The organism is Marinobacter sp. 3-2, from assembly GCF_003751355.1.
Taxonomy (GTDB): Bacteria; Pseudomonadota; Gammaproteobacteria; order Pseudomonadales; family Oleiphilaceae; genus Marinobacter; species Marinobacter adhaerens.
Window position 1 is genome coordinate 848,552 of record NZ_RJUQ01000013.1, and the last position, 16,330, is coordinate 864,881.

14 protein-coding genes are annotated in these 16,330 nt (G+C 58.8%); 8 read left to right on the top strand and 6 right to left on the bottom strand.

Annotated features, from left to right (window positions below; genetic code table 11):
• Nucleotides 1-60 precede the first annotated feature (60 nt).
• Nucleotides 61-558, top strand: a complete 498-nt coding sequence (locus tag EDB94_RS11180; RefSeq protein WP_062785891.1) for an ankyrin repeat domain-containing protein — start codon at nt 61-63, stop codon at nt 556-558.
• A gap of 11 nt (nt 559-569) precedes the next feature.
• Here the strand turns inward: EDB94_RS11180 and EDB94_RS11185 are convergent, their stop codons facing one another.
• Entirely contained in the window at nt 570-1,673 is a 1,104-nt protein-coding gene (locus EDB94_RS11185) for an enoyl-CoA hydratase/isomerase family protein (RefSeq protein WP_008172996.1), read from the bottom strand.
• Between the two features lie 219 nt (nt 1,674-1,892).
• On the opposite strand from EDB94_RS11185, the gene EDB94_RS11190 reads away from it, so the two are divergent.
• Nucleotides 1,893-2,228 carry a c-type cytochrome gene (locus EDB94_RS11190; RefSeq protein ID WP_014578588.1) on the top strand — a complete coding sequence of 112 codons (336 nt, stop codon included), beginning with the start codon at nt 1,893-1,895 and terminating at the stop codon, nt 2,226-2,228.
• 24 nt (nt 2,229-2,252) lie between these two features.
• Here EDB94_RS11190 and ppnN read toward each other — a convergent pair whose 3' ends face one another.
• Complete coding sequence (gene ppnN, locus EDB94_RS11195) at nt 2,253-3,635, bottom strand: nucleotide 5'-monophosphate nucleosidase PpnN (RefSeq protein ID WP_108018396.1); 1,383 nt, start codon at nt 3,633-3,635, stop codon at nt 2,253-2,255.
• 110 nt (nt 3,636-3,745) lie between these two features.
• On the opposite strand from ppnN, the gene thiI reads away from it, so the two are divergent.
• Entirely contained in the window at nt 3,746-5,200 is a 1,455-nt protein-coding gene (thiI, locus tag EDB94_RS11200) for a tRNA uracil 4-sulfurtransferase ThiI (protein ID WP_108018397.1), read from the top strand.
• 4 nt (nt 5,201-5,204) lie between these two features.
• Here thiI and EDB94_RS11205 read toward each other — a convergent pair whose 3' ends face one another.
• The gene (locus EDB94_RS11205; protein WP_008172990.1) at nt 5,205-6,218 is read right to left on the bottom strand and encodes a histone deacetylase family protein; all 1,014 of its coding nucleotides are present in this window, start codon (nt 6,216-6,218) and stop codon (nt 5,205-5,207) included.
• 186 nt (nt 6,219-6,404) lie between these two features.
• Between EDB94_RS11205 and EDB94_RS11210 the strand changes: the two genes are divergently transcribed.
• Nucleotides 6,405-7,856 (top strand): NAD-dependent succinate-semialdehyde dehydrogenase, encoded by a 1,452-nt coding sequence (locus EDB94_RS11210; RefSeq protein ID WP_064229697.1) that lies wholly within the window; start codon nt 6,405-6,407, stop codon nt 7,854-7,856.
• 305 nt (nt 7,857-8,161) lie between these two features.
• On the top strand, nt 8,162-10,327 hold the full coding sequence (gene uvrD, locus EDB94_RS11215) for a DNA helicase II (RefSeq protein ID WP_108018398.1): 2,166 nt from the start codon (nt 8,162-8,164) through the stop codon (nt 10,325-10,327).
• Nucleotides 10,328-10,557: 230 nt separating this feature from the next.
• Here uvrD and EDB94_RS11220 read toward each other — a convergent pair whose 3' ends face one another.
• Both EDB94_RS11220 and arsB read right to left on the bottom strand, forming a co-directional pair.
• Nucleotides 10,558-11,355, bottom strand: a complete 798-nt coding sequence (locus tag EDB94_RS11220) for an undecaprenyl-diphosphate phosphatase (RefSeq protein ID WP_108018399.1) — start codon at nt 11,353-11,355, stop codon at nt 10,558-10,560.
• A gap of 129 nt (nt 11,356-11,484) precedes the next feature.
• Nucleotides 11,485-12,555 carry an ACR3 family arsenite efflux transporter gene (gene arsB / locus EDB94_RS11225; protein WP_108018400.1) on the bottom strand — a complete coding sequence of 357 codons (1,071 nt, stop codon included), beginning with the start codon at nt 12,553-12,555 and terminating at the stop codon, nt 11,485-11,487.
• A gap of 91 nt (nt 12,556-12,646) precedes the next feature.
• Between arsB and EDB94_RS11230 the strand changes: the two genes are divergently transcribed.
• Genes EDB94_RS11230 through arsJ form a run of 3 tightly spaced genes read left to right on the top strand, consistent with a single transcriptional unit; the run spans nt 12,647 to nt 15,657 of the window.
• A complete protein-coding gene (locus tag EDB94_RS11230; protein ID WP_108018401.1) occupies nt 12,647-13,411 on the top strand; it encodes a metalloregulator ArsR/SmtB family transcription factor in 765 nt (254 codons plus the stop codon).
• Nucleotides 13,412-13,457: 46 nt separating this feature from the next.
• Nucleotides 13,458-14,462 (top strand): ArsJ-associated glyceraldehyde-3-phosphate dehydrogenase, encoded by a 1,005-nt coding sequence (locus tag EDB94_RS11235; protein ID WP_108018402.1) that lies wholly within the window; start codon nt 13,458-13,460, stop codon nt 14,460-14,462.
• 1 nt (nt 14,463) lies between these two features.
• The gene (gene arsJ, locus EDB94_RS11240; protein ID WP_108018403.1) at nt 14,464-15,657 is read left to right on the top strand and encodes an organoarsenical effux MFS transporter ArsJ; all 1,194 of its coding nucleotides are present in this window, start codon (nt 14,464-14,466) and stop codon (nt 15,655-15,657) included.
• A gap of 7 nt (nt 15,658-15,664) precedes the next feature.
• On the opposite strand, the gene EDB94_RS11245 is transcribed toward arsJ, so the two are convergent.
• Nucleotides 15,665-16,291, bottom strand: a complete 627-nt coding sequence (locus EDB94_RS11245) for a hypothetical protein (RefSeq protein ID WP_108018404.1) — start codon at nt 16,289-16,291, stop codon at nt 15,665-15,667.
• Nucleotides 16,292-16,330 lie beyond the last annotated feature (39 nt).

Here is a 16,330-nt window from a genome sequence, read left to right on the forward strand (position 1 = left end):
GGTGTCTGCCCAGAATGGGCCCTCGTATCCTTTCAACGCGATCCACAGAGACTGTTTGTTATGGCCAAGGGAACCGGCGCCTTCCGTGTTTTGCTGATTTTGCTTCCGCTTGTTGTTTTCCTGTCCGCCTGCGCCTCCCCGAACCAACCGGTTGCCCTGAGCCCCGAGGCCCTGGCCGAGGCGGATGCACTGCTGGTTTCAGCCGCCGGGAATGGTGAAAAGCGGCGCGTGCAGCTGTTGTTGTCGGCCGGCGCCGATGTGAACACCAGTGACCAGTACGGGTATACCCCCGTGATGCGGGCGGCGGAAAACGGCCATCTGTCGGTGGTGAAGGTATTGGTGGCAGCCGGTGCCAACGTCAACGTGAGTCAGGGGGGCGAATCCCTGTTGATGAAAATCGTGGCCAACGGGGATTTGCTGACGGCGGAGCGGTTGGTGGCGGCCGGAGCCGACGTCAATTACGAGGCGAGCGACGGCCAAACGGCACTGGACGTTGCCCGCGCCACCAACAATCGGGATCTGGAAATGTTGCTGGTGCAGGCGGGCGCCGAGTTCTAGCGCCGACCGGCTTACTCCAGGCCCATCGGATCCGTCTCGTCATCCCACTCCGGAGTGAAATGAGCCGCAACCACGTCTTCCGGCACATCGGCCACGCTCGGGTAACTCCATTTTGGCTGGCGGTCCTTGTCGATAGCCAGAGCCCGGATTCCCTCTGCCAGATCAGGCCGGCGGATGCATTCGGAAACCATCGCCAGTTCCATGCGGAAGGCGTCCTTCAGGGACATTTGCTGCGCTTTCTGTAACTGGGTCCAGACCAGCCATGCAGAGACCGGGCATCCGTTTCTGAGCGTGTTCATACAGGCATGCCACCAGTCGCAGTCAACCTCCGCTGCCAGCAGTTGATCAACGATGTCCGGAAGTTCATCGCCGGCGCTCAGCCTGGCAATCCGCTGTTCGTGCCGGGCGAGGTGACTGGGTGGCAGTGTCCGGTAATCCGGTGTCTGGATCTGGTTGAGTAACCTGAACAGTCGATTGTCATCGGCGGCGGTTTGGCCGGTCCAGCGTTCCGAGGCCAGTCGGTCAAGCAGGCGATCCCGGTCCTCCGGCAGGATGGCCATGTCGGCGAGACCAACCCGCAGCGTATCGCTGACGTTCAAACGGGCGCCGGTCAGCCCCATGAAAAGCCCCAGCCTTCCTGGCAGCCGTTTCAGAAACCAGCTGGCACCCACATCCGGAAACAGCCCGATCGTGATCTCGGGCATTGCCAGCGTGACATCGGGCGTAACCAGCCGATACCGGCAGCCTGAGAACACACCAAGACCGCCGCCCATCACCACGCCGTGGGCTATACCCAGCACGGGCTTTGGGAAGCGATGGATGTTGTAATCCATCCGGTATTCCCGGCTGAAAAACCGTACCGGTTTCTCCGGCTCTTGCCCATCGAGAATTGCATCATAGAGTTCGCGGATATCACCGCCGGCGCAAAAGGCTCTCTCACCGGCGCCCTGAATGACCACGATGCAGATTCGGTCATCATTGGCCCAGCGGTCCAGGATGTCCTGAATCTGCTCGATCATGTGTTCGGAAAGCGCGTTGAGAGTGCCCGGGGAGTTCAGTGTCAGAACACCCATGTGCCCTTCGCGGCATGCAAGTTCCTCGGCCTCTACAGACATTGGCGTTTTCTCCGGAGAATTAAATCAATCTTGGATACGGAATCGAACGTACTTTCACCCTAATAGCCAGAACAGGAAAGAGGACTAACGTCGAAAAGATGTCCTTGACCTATCGCATTTGAGGTTGCCCCGCTCTGTGCTATAAGTGCAAGTCAGTTTAGTGCCCGGCCTCCGAACCGGCCTTAAAATCTGGAAAATGACGATGAGAGGGTAATAACAATGAATCTGAAACACTACGCTGTTGCGGGAATTTTTGCGCTTGGCGCTGCTGTGCCTGCAGTAGTTTCTGCCGCAGATGCCGAAGCCGGCAAGGCCAAGGCGGCAGTCTGTGCTGCGTGCCATGGCCAGAATGGTCTTGCGCAAATCCCGACATACCCCAACCTGGCGGGCCAGAACGAGCAGTACCTGGTATCGGCCCTGAAGGCGTACAAGAACAAGCAACGCTCTGGCGGCCAGGCCGCGATTATGCAGGGGCAGGCTGCTGCCCTGAGTGACGCCGACATTGCCAATCTGGCGGCCTACTTCGCGAGCCTGCCGGCAGACGGCGGCAAGTAAGCCTTACCCTGTCAGCGAAGCGGCTCAGGCCGCTCCGCTGACGATGCGATAGCTCGGTCTGTAGGCCGAAGAACCCGGTAGTTTCATCCGGTTCTGGGTCACAAACTGCTCGAGCATGGCTTCCAAGGGTTTTATCAGAGTCGGGTCGCCTGCGATTTCGAATGGCCCCTTTTCCTGAACCTGCCGTATACCACCCTCCTTGACGTTACCGGCAACAATGCCACTGAAGGCCTTGCGCAAATTCGCAGCGATCAGGTGCACAGGCTGGTCCCGATGCAGTTCCAGCGCCCGCATGTTGTCGTGATTGGGCTCGAACGGTAGCTGGAACACCGGGTCGATCTTAAGCATCCAGTTGAAATAATAGGCATCCTGCATCGCGCGCCGGAACGTCTCGACCTCCTTCATTCCTTTTTTCATGGTCTGGGCCACGCGCACCGGATCGTCGATGATGATCTCGTATTTGCTCGCAGCCTCATCCCCGAGGGCGTTCCGGATGAACTTGTCGATCATCTCGAAGTATTCCGCGTTTTCCTGCCGGCCGGTAAATACCACCGGGAAGGGCAGATCTGCATTGTCCGGATGCAGCAGGATCCCGAGCAGGTAGAGAATTTCCTCGGCGGTGCCGACACCGCCCGGGAATACAATCACGCCGTGACCACAGCGAACGAACGCTTCCAGGCGCTTTTCAATGTCCGGCATGATGACCAGTTCATTGACGATCGGGTTTGGGGCTTCGGCGCCAATGATGCCGGGTTCTGTAATGCCGATGTAGCGACCGTTCTTTACCCGCTGCTTGGCGTGGCCAATGGTGGCACCTTTCATGGGTCCTTTCATGGCACCCGGGCCACATCCGGTGCAGATGCTCAGGGCCCTGAGACCCAACTGATGACCGACATCCTTGCTGTATTGGTATTCATCATGGCCGATTGAGTGACCACCCCAGCAGACCACGAGGTCTGGTTGTCGTCCTGCCTGCAGCACCCGGGCGTTGCGGAGAATGTGGAATACGTAATTGGTCAGGTCCTCCGGATCATCCCGGCGAAAACCAGCGGCTGTCTGAGGGATCGAATGCGAGTAGATAATGTCTCGTAAAACCGAGAACAGGTGCTCGCGGATCGCCCTCAGCATTTCGCCATCAACAAAGGCATGGCCGGGCGCATTGATCAGTTCCAGTTTGAGGCCCCGGGGCTGCGGTACCAGGCGGACATCAAAGTCGGCATGGGATTCCATCAATGCCTTGCAGTCGTCAGTCTCGATGCCGGTATTGAGAACCGCCAGCGCGCATTGGCGAAACAGCCGGTAAAGCCCGCCTTCGCTGCGGTCCTTGAGGCGGTTGACCTCATGATTGGAGAGAATTTCAAGGCTGCCCTCTGGTGAGACGAGGGCATTGATGGTGGTTTCCTGCATTAACGGTGAAACTCCTGGATGTTGCGGAAATGCCCGATTTTGAGGCACGCAGTCAAAAGGGTAGACTAAGGCCTTTCAGTACAATACGCCACCCGACAAAATTCCGATTTATGAAACTGCTTATTCGTCCCGCTCCGGAAGTTGCTATCAAGAGTAAACCCGTCCGTCGCCAGCAGATGCGTCATCTGCGCCAGAACATCCGAAAGCTGCTGGCGCGGCTTGATCCGGAGATTCGGGTTGAAGGCAGCTGGGACAGGGTAGACGTGGAGGTGCCAGACGGTCGCGGGTTGTCCGGGCCGGCCCTTGAGCTGCTTTTGCGCATACCGGGCATTTCCACGATCCAGGAAATCGGAGCGTTTCCATTTGTCAGTCTGGAAGACGTTGCCGAGAAGGCTGTTGAGGCCTTTGCGGACCGGTTGACTGGCAAAACCTTTGCCGTCAGGGCCCGACGTCACGGTGAACACAGTTTCCGCTCTATTGATCTGGAGCGCACCGTGGGTGCCGCGCTTATGCAGGCATCGGGTGCCAGTGGGGTTGACCTGAAATCTCCACAGGTTGAGGTGCGGATTGAAGTCCAGGACGACCAGTTCCATATTGCCCATCGCAAGCACCGGGGGTTGGGCGGCTATCCGCTGGGCAGTGTCGAAAATGTGCTGACCCTGATTTCCGGGGGCTATGATTCGTCCGTGGCGGCTTACCTGATGATGCGTCGGGGTTTGCGCAGCCACTTCCTGTTTTTCAACCTCGGTGGCACGGCTCACGAGGTTGGTGTGCGCCAGGTAGTGCATTACCTGTGGGATCGCTATGGTGCCTCCCACAGTGCCAAGTTTATATCGGTGCCCTTCGAGGGTGTTGTCGCTGAAATCATGCGTTCGGTGAGTCACCGTCACTGGGGCGTGGTGCTCAAGCGTCAGATGCTGATGGCGGCAGCAGAGATTGCCCGCAAAAACAACGCCTCGGGGGTGGTGACAGGAGATGCCGTGGCCCAGGTGTCCAGCCAGACCCTGAGTAACCTCAATGTGGTGGATCGGGCCAGTGACGAAGTGGTCCTGCGCCCATTGGTGTCCATGGACAAGGAATCCATTATCCGCATCGCCAGGGAGATTGGTACCGAAGTCTATGCCCGCAACATGCCGGAATACTGTGGTGTGATTTCCCAGAAGCCGGCCACTCGCGCCAAGTTACACCGGGTAGAGGAAGATGAATCCCGGATGGATGCTTCCGTGCTTGCAAGCGCAATCGAGGCCCGGGAAGAAACGCCGGTCAATCGGTTGCTGGAAACGACCGTGACCCCCGAGGAAGTGGAAATGGTGCAGACGCCCTCCGTGGACGACGTGATCATTGATGTCCGCCACCCTTCCGAGGGGGAGCATTCACCGCTGAAACTGACTAACAACGAAATTCTGCAGATTCCGTTCTACGAGCTGAATCAACAGCTGCCGGAGTTGCCGGCCAACCGGCAGTATCTCCTGTATTGCGATCGCGGCACCATGAGCCGCATGCATGCGGGGCACCTCAGGGCCGAGGGGCACGAAAACGTAAAGGTTTACGCGCCCGCGGCCTGAAATATCAGCCGGCCAGGCCTTTGAAGAACTGCTGGACGTTCTCGCTCAGGGCGTCCAGGTCATATCCGCCTTCCTGCACCACCAGAGTAGGCAGTCCCAGCTGGCGCACATGGGTGCTGAGCCTGCAGAAACCTTCCGATGATACCGATACCTTGGCCTGGGGATCGTTCTTGTAGATGTCGAACCCGAGGGCGAGAATGATGGCGTCCGGCTGGAACAGCTTGATCGCTGCAAGGGCGTCGTCCAGTTTCGCGAAGAAGTCATCTTCCGAGGAACCATGGGGCATCGGCATGTTGATGTTGTAGCCAAAACCTTCCCCTTCACCACGTTCGTTCTCGAAGCCGCTGACTACCGGGTAGAAGTTGGTGGTATCGCCGTGGATGGAGATGTACAGCACATCGCTGCGATCGTAGAAAATCTCCTGGATACCCTGGCCGTGGTGCATGTCGGTATCCAGGATAACGATTTTCGGGAACCGGGCCTTCATATGCTCGGCAGCAATTGCGGCGTTGTTGAGGTAACAGAAACCACCGGCGGCATCCCGGCGGGCATGGTGCCCAGGCGGACGGCACACGGCGTACGACGTTCTGTCGCCGGCGATCAGCGCATCGGCCGCACCCAGCGCGCTCTGCGCAGACCAGTACGCGGCATGCCAGGTATGTTCGCCGATCGGACAGCTGCCATCGGCCTGATAGCGGGCCGCCTCGGCGAGAATGCCAGTCAGGTGATTCGGGGAGCGGACGAAAATATTCGAAATAACCTCGTCGCCCCAGTCATCCATCTGCTTCCAGCGCCGATGCGCAGATTCCAGAAAGCGCAGGTAGCCCAGATCGTGAACTTTTGAAATAGGCCCCGCGCCCTGGTCTGCCGGCTGCAGCACAGAGATGCCCAGCTCCCTGAGTCCACCCAGCATTTCGCCAGTGCGGGCAGGAATTTCCTGGGGTTGGCGCATTTGTCCCCGGGTAAAGTAGGTCTGTGGAACATGCTCATCCTGTGCGGGATGGAAAAATGCCTTCATTGTCCGGTCTCCTGGGTGTCTGATTTCCCGAGTATAGGCACACTCAGGCGATGATCAAAAGCCTGCCCCTGACTTTACAGGTCGGGATACAACATCCACTATGGAAGACATAAAACACTGACGCAACCAGAGTACCTGTACTGCGCCCCACTCGGGGGCGGAGCCAATCACAGAAGAGGAGCCGAGATGATCGAGTCACCCCTGCTGGAAAAGCTGACCGGCTATATCGGTGGTCGCTGGACTGACAATGAGCATGGCAACACCTTTGATGTTTACAACCCGGCAACGGGCAAGGTGATTGCCCAGGTCGCGTCCATGTCGGAAGACGAAGTGAACGCCGCCGTTGCCTCCGGCAAGTCGGCACTTCGGCTGACCAGTCCCTACAGCATCGAGACCCGTCGCAAGTGGCTGGAAGACATCCGGGACGCGCTCAAGGCCAACAAGGAGGAGGTGGGCCGGATCCTGTGCATGGAACACGGCAAACCGCTGCAGGAGGCGCAGGGTGAGGTGGATTACGCCGCAGGGTTCTTTGATTACTGCTCCAAGCATATCCAGGCCCTGGATGCCCATACCATTCCGGAAAAGCCGAAAGACTGCACCTGGACGGTTCACTACCGGCCCATTGGTGTCACCGGTCTCATCACGCCCTGGAACTTCCCCATTGGTATGATTGCCAAGAAGCTCTCGGCTGCGCTGGCGGCAGGCTGCCCGTCGGTGATCAAACCGGCCAGCGAAACGCCGCTGACCATGATTGCCCTGTTTAGCCTGATGGACAAGCACACGGACATTCCAGACGGCATGGTTAACCTGGTGATGGGCAAAGCCAGCGTGATCGGGAAGGTTCTCTGCGAGAGCCCGGATGTACCCATGCTCAGCTTCACCGGCTCCACCGAAGTGGGCCGCAAGCTGATTGTCGACACGGCGGACCAGGTCAAGAAACTGGCCCTTGAGCTGGGCGGCAACGCGCCGTTCATCGTCTTTGATGATGCCGATCTGGACGCTGCGGCGGATAACCTCATCGCCAACAAGTTCCGAGGCGGCGGTCAGACCTGTGTCTGCGCGAACCGGATCTTCGTGCATGAGAAAGTGGCCGATGCCTTCGGTGAGAAGCTCGCCGAGCGGGTCAACAAAATGACCGTCGGTGACGGCATCAACGGTGATGTTGATCTTGGCCCCCTGATCAACCAGGCGGGCTACGACAAGGTCAAACGCCACGTACAGGATGCCCTTGAGAAAGGCGCAACCCTGGTGGCCGGCAAGAAACCGGAAGAGCTGGGCAACGATCTGTTCTTCCCGCCGACCGTCGTGCACGGCGTAAACCGGGATATGTGCTGCTACCAGGAAGAAACCTTCGGTCCGCTGGTGCCCATGGCCCTGTTCCGCACGGAAGAGGAAGTCATCGAAGCTGGTAACGACACCGAGTTCGGTCTCGCCTCCTACGTGTTCACCAACGATGCCGAACGCGCCCAGCGCGTGGCTGCTGGCCTTCGTTTCGGCCACTGCGGCTGGAACACCGGCACCGGCCCGACACCGGAAGCGCCGTTTGGTGGCATGAAAGCCTCTGGTATTGGCCGTGAAGGTGGCCTGGAAGGTCTGTTCGAGTTCGTGGAAGCTCAGACTGTACCCAGAGGCTTCTAAAGAATAGCCCTCATTCTTGGGGGTGTCGCACGGGGGAGGTTCCCCTTCAGGACACGCTACGAGCACATCCATGTGCGCTTGGCTGTGGCCATCCTTGGCCACAGACAGTCCTGAAGGGGAACCTCCCCCGCGCTCTTTCTGGCATTAGATGAGCGCTTATCAAATCTTCTCGCCTGACATGAGTAGGTCGGATTAGCGAAGCGTAATTCGACAAACAACTACAAAACATTCCCACCCGGAAATCCCTCTTTTCTCCTGTTATACTCAACAACCTGTTTATTTAACCAGTAGCGAACCGATTCTTTATGGACGTCTCCCACATCATCGATCCGTTGAACGATGCCCAGCGTGAAGCTGTTACCGCTCAGAACGATCACCTCTTGGTTCTGGCCGGCGCAGGTAGCGGCAAAACCCGTGTTCTGGTGCACCGGATTGCGTGGTTGATGACCGTGGATCGGGTGCCGCCCACTGGCATCCTGGCGGTTACGTTTACCAACAAGGCCGCCAAGGAGATGCGTTACCGCATTGAGCAGATGATGGACATTCCGGCTCGCGGCCTCTGGTTTGGCACCTTTCATGGCATCGCGCACCGTCTGTTGCGCTCGCACTGGAAAGACGCTGGCTTGCCGGAGAACTTCCAGGTTCTGGACAGTGACGACCAGCTGCGGCTGATCAAGCGGGTGATGCGGGAAAACCAGATTGATGAGAGCAAGTGGCCGCCGAAGCAGGCCCAGTGGTTTATCAGTAGCCAGAAGGACGAAGGGCTGCGGGCGGACCATATCCAGGAGAATCCGGGCGACCATTTCCTGTCGATCATGCTGAAGATCTATCGCCAGTACGAAAAACTCTGCCAGCAGGGTGGTCTGGTGGATTTTGGCGAGCTGTTGCTGCGATCCCATGAACTGTGGCTGCATCGCCCGGAGCTGCTGGCCCATTACCAGAGCCGGTTCCAGCATATCCTGGTGGACGAGTTTCAGGACACCAACACCATTCAATACGCCTGGCTGCAGGTGCTGGCCAGCAATCGCGTGCCAATGACGGTGGTGGGGGACGACGATCAGTCTATCTACGGCTGGCGGGGTGCCAAGGTCGAAAACATCCAGCAGTACCAGCGGGATTTCCCCAATGCCCGGTTGGTGCGTCTGGAGCAGAACTACCGCTCCACCCAGATGATCCTGAAGGCGGCCAACGCGGTGATCGCCAACAACCAGGGCCGGCTGGGCAAGGAGCTCTGGACCGACGGTCCGGAAGGCGAACCGATCAGCCTTTACGCGGCGTTCAACGAACAGGACGAAGCCAACTACATTGCCGACAGCATTTCCGCCTGGGTGCAGGACGGCAATCTGCGCAGTGAATCCGCGATTCTCTATCGCTCCAACGCCCAGTCCCGGGTGCTGGAAGAATCGCTGATGCGCCAGGGGATCCCATATCGGGTCTATGGAGGTCTGCGTTTCTATGACCGCCAGGAAATCCGAAACGCCCTGGCGTACCTGAGGCTGGTCCAGTATCGCCGCGACGATGCGGCATTTGAGCGAGTGGTGAACGTGCCGCCCCGCGGCATAGGCGCAAAAAGTCTCGCTGAATTTCGGGAATACGCCACCGAGCAGAGCATCTCATTGTGGGAGTCCGCCGAGCGTCTGCTGGAAGCCGGGCAGGTGAAAGGCCGGGCCAAAACCGGGTTGCAGTCTTTCATTGCCATTATTGAAGGCCTCTCCGAAATGGTAGGCGATGCGTCTTTACATGGCCTGATGAAGCAGACCATCGAAAACAGCGGCCTGAAGGACTATCACGCCAGCGAAAAAGGTGAGAAAGGCCAGGCCCGGGTGGAGAACCTTGAGGAACTGGTGAATGCCCTGTCTGATTACGAAGTGGAGGATGGCGTGGACGCGCTGTCGGAATTCATTGCCCAGGCGGCTCTGGATGCCGGTGAATCTCAGGCCGAAGACCATGAAGACAGTGTTCAGCTGATGACATTGCACTCCGCCAAGGGCCTGGAATTCCCACTCGTGTTCCTGGCCGGCGTGGAAGAGGGTCTGTTCCCCCATGGCATGTCTCTGGAAGAGCCGGGTCGCATGGAGGAGGAGCGCCGATTGGCCTACGTGGGCATAACCCGGGCCATGAAGAAGCTGGTACTCACTTACGCCGAATCCCGGCGTTTGTACGGTCAGGAAAAGTTCAACGCGTTGTCCCGGTTTGTGCGGGAGATTCCGGGCGACTGTCTGCAGGAAGTGCGGCTGCGAAATACCGTCACCCGTCCGGCCATGGTCGAGCGTCCGAATGAGAGCATGTTCAGCCAGGATTCTGCGCAGCAGTCAGGCTTTAGCCTGGGGCAACGGGTACGCCATCCCAAGTTTGGCGAGGGCGTCGTGATGAATTCCGAGGGCACCGGGCACCATACTCGGGTGCAGGTGAATTTTGATGAGGGCGCCAAGTGGCTGGTTTTGGCTTATGCGCCTTTAGAAGCCTGCTAGTTTGAGTGCGTGCACAGGGTTGGGGTGGCCTTTCCAAAACACGCTCCTTGCGGCACCCCTCCGGGGTCCAGCCTGCAATCACAGATTGCAGTCGTTCGGCTGTCGCATGAAGCTTCGCTTCATAAGCGCTCGGCCTCACCCATGTGGCGCTTGGGCTCCGCCATCCATGGCTCCGCACAGTTTTGGAAACCCTTACCCGACCTGCGCTTCAGACCATTTATCAGCCGCTCTTACATAAGAACCGCGTAGATTACACCTGCCAGAACAATCCGGTAGATGACGTACGGCCACATCCCTACCTTGTTAAGCCACTTCAGGAAGAAGTGGATTGCGGTAATGGCCATCAGGAACGAAGTCACCCCGCCAATCAGAAAACCACTCCAGTCGACGATCACATCCGAAGTTGCTACTTCCAGCAGTTTCACCGCCGATGCCAGCACGATGATGGGGATTGCCAAGAGGAATGAGAACCTGGAGGCGGTTTCGCGGGTCATGCCCAGGAACAGGCCGGCGGTGATGGTTACGCCGGAACGGGAGGTGCCGGGGACGAGGGCCATGGCCTGGGCGATGCCAACCAGGACGGCGTCTTTCCAGTTCAGTTTGTCGAGGGTGCGCTGACGTTTGGGCAACCAGTCTGCAAGGCCGAGGAGCAGGCCGAAGAACAGGGTGGTGAAGAAGATGACTTCCACCGCCCGCAGTTCGTTGTCGATCATATCCAGCAACGCCAGGCCGGCCAGGCCGGCAGGGATGGTGCCGATCACTAGGTACCAGGCCAAGGCGCCCTGGCCAACGATTTTGCGGCGGCTGACGGAGATCAGTCCGTCCCGAGCAATTCCGAAGACGTCCTGCCGGAAATAGAGCACAACCGCCAGCAAGGTCCCGACGTGCACCGACAGGTCGAAGCCTACGCCCTGATCGGTCCAGTCGAACAGGGCCGGGGTGAGGATCAGGTGGGCGGAGCTGGAGATGGGCAGGAATTCGGTCAGTCCCTGGAGAAGGCCAAGGAAAAGGGCCTGGAAAACGTCCATTGCGTGGATTCCGTCAGGTTCAGTGCGTCAGAAATGTGGCCGCGATATTAGCAGGGTGGGGATGAGCTGAACAGGTAATGCGAGTGGGGCCAGCGCCGTGACCAAAAGCATGGCGCTGGCCGCCGCGATTTATGCCGGGAACCGATCCCGGGTCTTGTTGGCGATGCGAACAAGAACCAGCATCAGAGGTACCTCCACCAGTACCCCGACCACGGTCGCCAGCGCTGCGCCGGATTGCAGGCCGAACAGGGCGATAGCCGCGGCCACGGCCAGTTCGAAGAAGTTGCTGGCACCAATCATGGCCCCCGGTGCTGCGATGCAGTGGCGTACTTTCCACAGTCTGGCCCAGCCGTAGGCCAGGAAGAAAATCAGGAAGGTCTGAACGATCAATGGCACGGCGATCAGCACGATGTGCAGGGGATTGTTCAGGATCACTTCGCCCTGGAAGGCGAACAGCAGCACAAGGGTGACGATCAGCGCCGCCGGCGTGACCGGGCTGAGGCGCTTCATGAAGACATCATCGTACCACTGCTGACCGTGCCGCGAGATCAGGGTGCGACGGGTCAGGTACCCGGCCGTCAGCGGAATCACGATGTACAGGACGACGGACAGCAGCACAGTATCCCAGGGCACCTGAATGTCGGAAATACCGAGCAGGAAAACAACAATCGGCGCGAAGGCGAACAGCATGATGATGTCGTTCAGGGATACCTGAACCAGGGTGTAGGCGGCATCGCCTTTGGTCAGGTAACTCCACACGAATACCATGGCGGTGCAGGGCGCTGCACCCAGCAGGATTGCGCCGGCCAGGTACTCGCTGGCCAGCCCCGGCGCAATCCATGGCTCGAACACCACCATCAGAAAGAACCAGGCAATGGCAAACATGGTGAAGGGCTTGATAAGCCAGTTCACTATGGTAGTGATGGCCAGCCCCTTTGGCTCTTTTCGCACGCCCACCACTGCACTGAAATCAATCTGCGCCATCATCGGGAAAATCATTGCCCAGATCAGAATGGCGATGGGGATGGAGACCTGCGCGTACTCGAAACGGGACAGGGTCTCGGGTACCACTGGTGCGAGCTGACCGAGCGCCACGCCGGCGATGATGGCCAGGGCTACCCATACCGACAGGAACTTGCCGAACAAATCCATGCCGCCGTCGGCGTCTTCAGCCCGGGTTATTTCTGTGTTGGTGGTCATCGTATTTGATGATTCCTTTACTCGTAGGGAGGCTGAATCTATTATGCACAAAATTAGATATTCATAAAACCGAATATACGGAACTCCAGATATGAAGCGCCGCGTTTTATTTGTTTGTACCGCCAACAGTGCCCGTTCCCTGATGGCAGAAGCCTTGCTTCGTGACATGGCGGGGGACCGGTTTGAAGTTGCCAGCGCCGGTACCGAGCCAACCAGGCCCCACCCCGTGGCACTGCAGGTGCTGGAGGAAGCCGGCATATCCACCGAAGGCTTACAAAGCAAGCAGCTGGCCGATGTGCAGGGGCAATACTGGGATTACGTGATCACCCTGTGCGAAAAAGCCGCGAACGAGTGCGGTTCGGTCTGCCAGCCGGCCCAGCAGATTGCCTGGGATTTTGCCGATCCGGTACCGGCAAACCGCCACTCCACCTTCGCCCTCACTCTCAAGGAAATCAAAGAGCGAATTGCGCTGTTCGCACTGGTGCATGAGAAAAAAACCGGACCAAAACCCGCCAGCTATGACCCGGTTACAGTATTCAAGGCCTTGGCCGACGACTTCCGTCTGGCAGCCCTGCTGCTGATTCGAAGCCAGGAACAACTCTGTGTCTGCGAGCTTACGGAAGCCTTTGAGGCGCCCCAGCCAAAGGTCAGCCGGCATCTGGCCACTCTGAGGGATGCAGGCCTGCTGGCCACGGAGCGTCGGGGCCAGTGGATCTACTATTCCCTCAGCCCGGGAATTCCACAGTGGTTGGCCCGGGTGCTCGATGAAACCGCCAGCCATAACGAACAATTGATAGAGAGCCCGCTGGCGCGATTGCAGGCCATGGCAGACCGCCCGGCTGTCCAATGCCTGTAGTGCCCGCGCGGTTAAATTCAGGGAACAGGTTCATCAGGAGCAGATTATGAGCAAAATCAAAGTAGGCATTAATGGATTCGGCCGTATCGGTCGTCTGGCCTTGCGGGCCGCCTGGGGCTGGCCAGACATGGAGTTTGTCGCCATCAACGATCCGGGTGCCGACGCAGCTACGCTGGCGCATCTGCTCAATTTTGACAGCATCCATGGTCGTCGGAGCCATGAGGCAACAGCGGATGGAACGGAGATCGAGATCGAAGGGAAGCGCATCCGCGTGACCCATAACCGCACCATTGGCGAAACTGACTGGTCCGGCTGCGATCTGGTGATCGAGGCCAGTGGCGTCAACAAGAAGGTCAATTCCCTGCAGGCGTATCTGGATCAGGGCGTGAAACGCGTCGTGGTCACAGCACCGGTGAAGGAGGCGGGCGCCAAGAACATTGTGGTTGGTGTGAACGACGATATTTTCGAGCCGGCCAACGACCGTATTGTCACTGCCGCCTCCTGTACCACCAACTGCCTGGCGCCGGTGGTGAAGGTGATTCACGAGAAGCTGGGCATCAAGCACGGCTCCATCACCACCATTCACAGCCTGACCAACACCCAGACCATTATCGATGCGCCCCACAAGGACCTGCGCCGGGCACGGGCCTGCGGGAGTTCACTGATTCCTACCAGCACCGGTTCGGCAACGGCGATTATCGAAATATTCCCCGAGCTGAAAGGGCGTCTGGACGGCCACGCAGTGCGCGTTCCGCTGACCAATGCGTCGCTCACGGATTGCGTGTTTGAAGTTGAAACGGCGACGGACAGGGATACCGTAAACCAGCTGTTGAAAGAAGCCGCTGAAGGCGAGCTCAAAGGCATCCTGGGTTACGAAGAGCGACCGCTGGTGTCGATCGATTACAAGACCGACCCGCGTTCCTCCATCGTCGATGCCCTGTCCACCATGGTGGTGAATGGCACCCAGGTGAAAATCTACGCCTGGTACGACAACGAATGGGGCTACGCCAACCGCACCGCAGAACTGGCGCGCAGGGTGGGTCTGGCCTGATATGACGGCGGCCATCCGACAGTACCTGGTAATCACCGGCAACTACTGGGCTTTCACCCTTACCGATGGCGCCCTGCGGATGCTGGTGGTACTGCATTTTCACCAGTTGGGCTACTCGCCCCTGGAAATCGCCCTGCTGTTCGTCTTTTACGAGTTCTTCGGAGTGGTGACCAATCTGGTGGGTGGTTACCTGGGCGCCCGTATGGGGCTGAACCGCACCATGAACATCGGGTTGTTCCTGCAGATTGTGGCGCTGGCCATGCTGGCAGTCCCGGCGGTGATGCTGACGGTGCCCTGGGTAATGGCGGCGCAGGCGCTCTCAGGCATTGCCAAGGATCTGAACAAGATGTCCGCCAAGAGCGGTATCAAGCTGCTGGTGCCGGATGAGCAGCAGGGCACCCTGTACAAGTGGGTGGCCATTCTGACGGGCTCCAAGAATACCCTCAAAGGTGTGGGCTTTTTCCTCGGTGGGGTCCTGCTGATGGCGGCCGGCTTCAAGGGTGCCGTGATTATCATGGCGGTGGCTTTGGGACTGGTCTGGCTGTCCAGCCTGTTCCTGCTGGGACAGGATCTGGGCAAGAGCAAGGCCAAACCGAAGTTCAGCGAGATCCTCTCCAAAAGCCGGGCCATCAACGTTTTGTCCGCAGCCCGGATGTTTCTGTTCGGCGCCCGGGATGTCTGGTTTGTGGTGGCCTTGCCGGTATACCTGCACACGGTCTTTGGCTGGGATTTCTGGAAAGTAGGCGGCTTTATGGCCAGCTGGATTATCGGCTATGGCTTTATCCAGACCATTGCCCCGCGCATCACCGGCAACATGGAAGGCAAGCAGCCTGCTGTGCTCTGGGCAGCAGCGCTGGCGCTGATTCCGGCAGCGATTGCCATCGGCCTGGCAGCGGGTTGGTCACCCCAATTCGTGATTGTTGGTGGCCTGCTGTTGTTTGGCGTGCTGTTTGCCGTCAACTCGTCGCTGCACAGCTATCTCATCGTTAGCTACGCCCGTGGGGATGGGGTGTCGCTGGATGTGGGCTTCTATTACATGTCCAATGCCGCCGGCAGGCTGCTGGGAACCATTCTGTCAGGCTGGGTCTACCAAGCCTGGGGGCTGGAGGCCTGCTTGTGGATATCGTCGGGTCTGGTGGCCATGGCCGCGTTGCTGTCGGTTTTGTTGCCCCAGCGGCGGCCAGTGACGGCCTGACCGGGCTTCAGAACCGAATGGCCAGCCCTGCGGCGGCTTCCACCTGCAGGTAGCCGCTGCTGTCGAATCTGAGTTCGCAGCCGCCGGAGCAAAACGCGGAGCCGCCCGAGTTCAGGGCTGTGTAAACGCCACGCAGATCAAGCCTCAGGCGCATCTGTTCCGTCAGGAAAAACTGGTACCCGCCGCCAATGGACAGGGCGGCCCGGTGGTGGGTTTCATACCGTGAATCGTCCGGCTCTAGGCGGGTAACGCCGAACACACCAGAGACAAACCCGCCGTGATTCTGGCCACCCGGGAAATACAGCCCGCCGAACTGGAGCTGGTAGATGGTCAGGTCGATGGAATCCAGGCCCGGTGCAAACAGACCATTGTCCAGTCGGGCCGAGGTGCTCTGCTGGCCGAAATAAATCTCTCCCTGTTTGCCGGGCTCTGCCAGATCAAAATTGAACACCAGTCCCTGGCTGGCGGAATCCCGGAAGTCGATCTGGTCTGAGGTGCTGGCGCCAGCGGTCTCGATATCCACCGAACTGCTCATGCGAAAACCGGCAAACGGTGCCAGACTGACCTCTGCTGCCAACGGCGGGGCAATCAGTGCAACTGCCAGTGTGAACGTAACAAGAGATCGAAGCTTCATACATCCCTGGCCTGTGTGGCTGGTTGTTGGCAGGACACT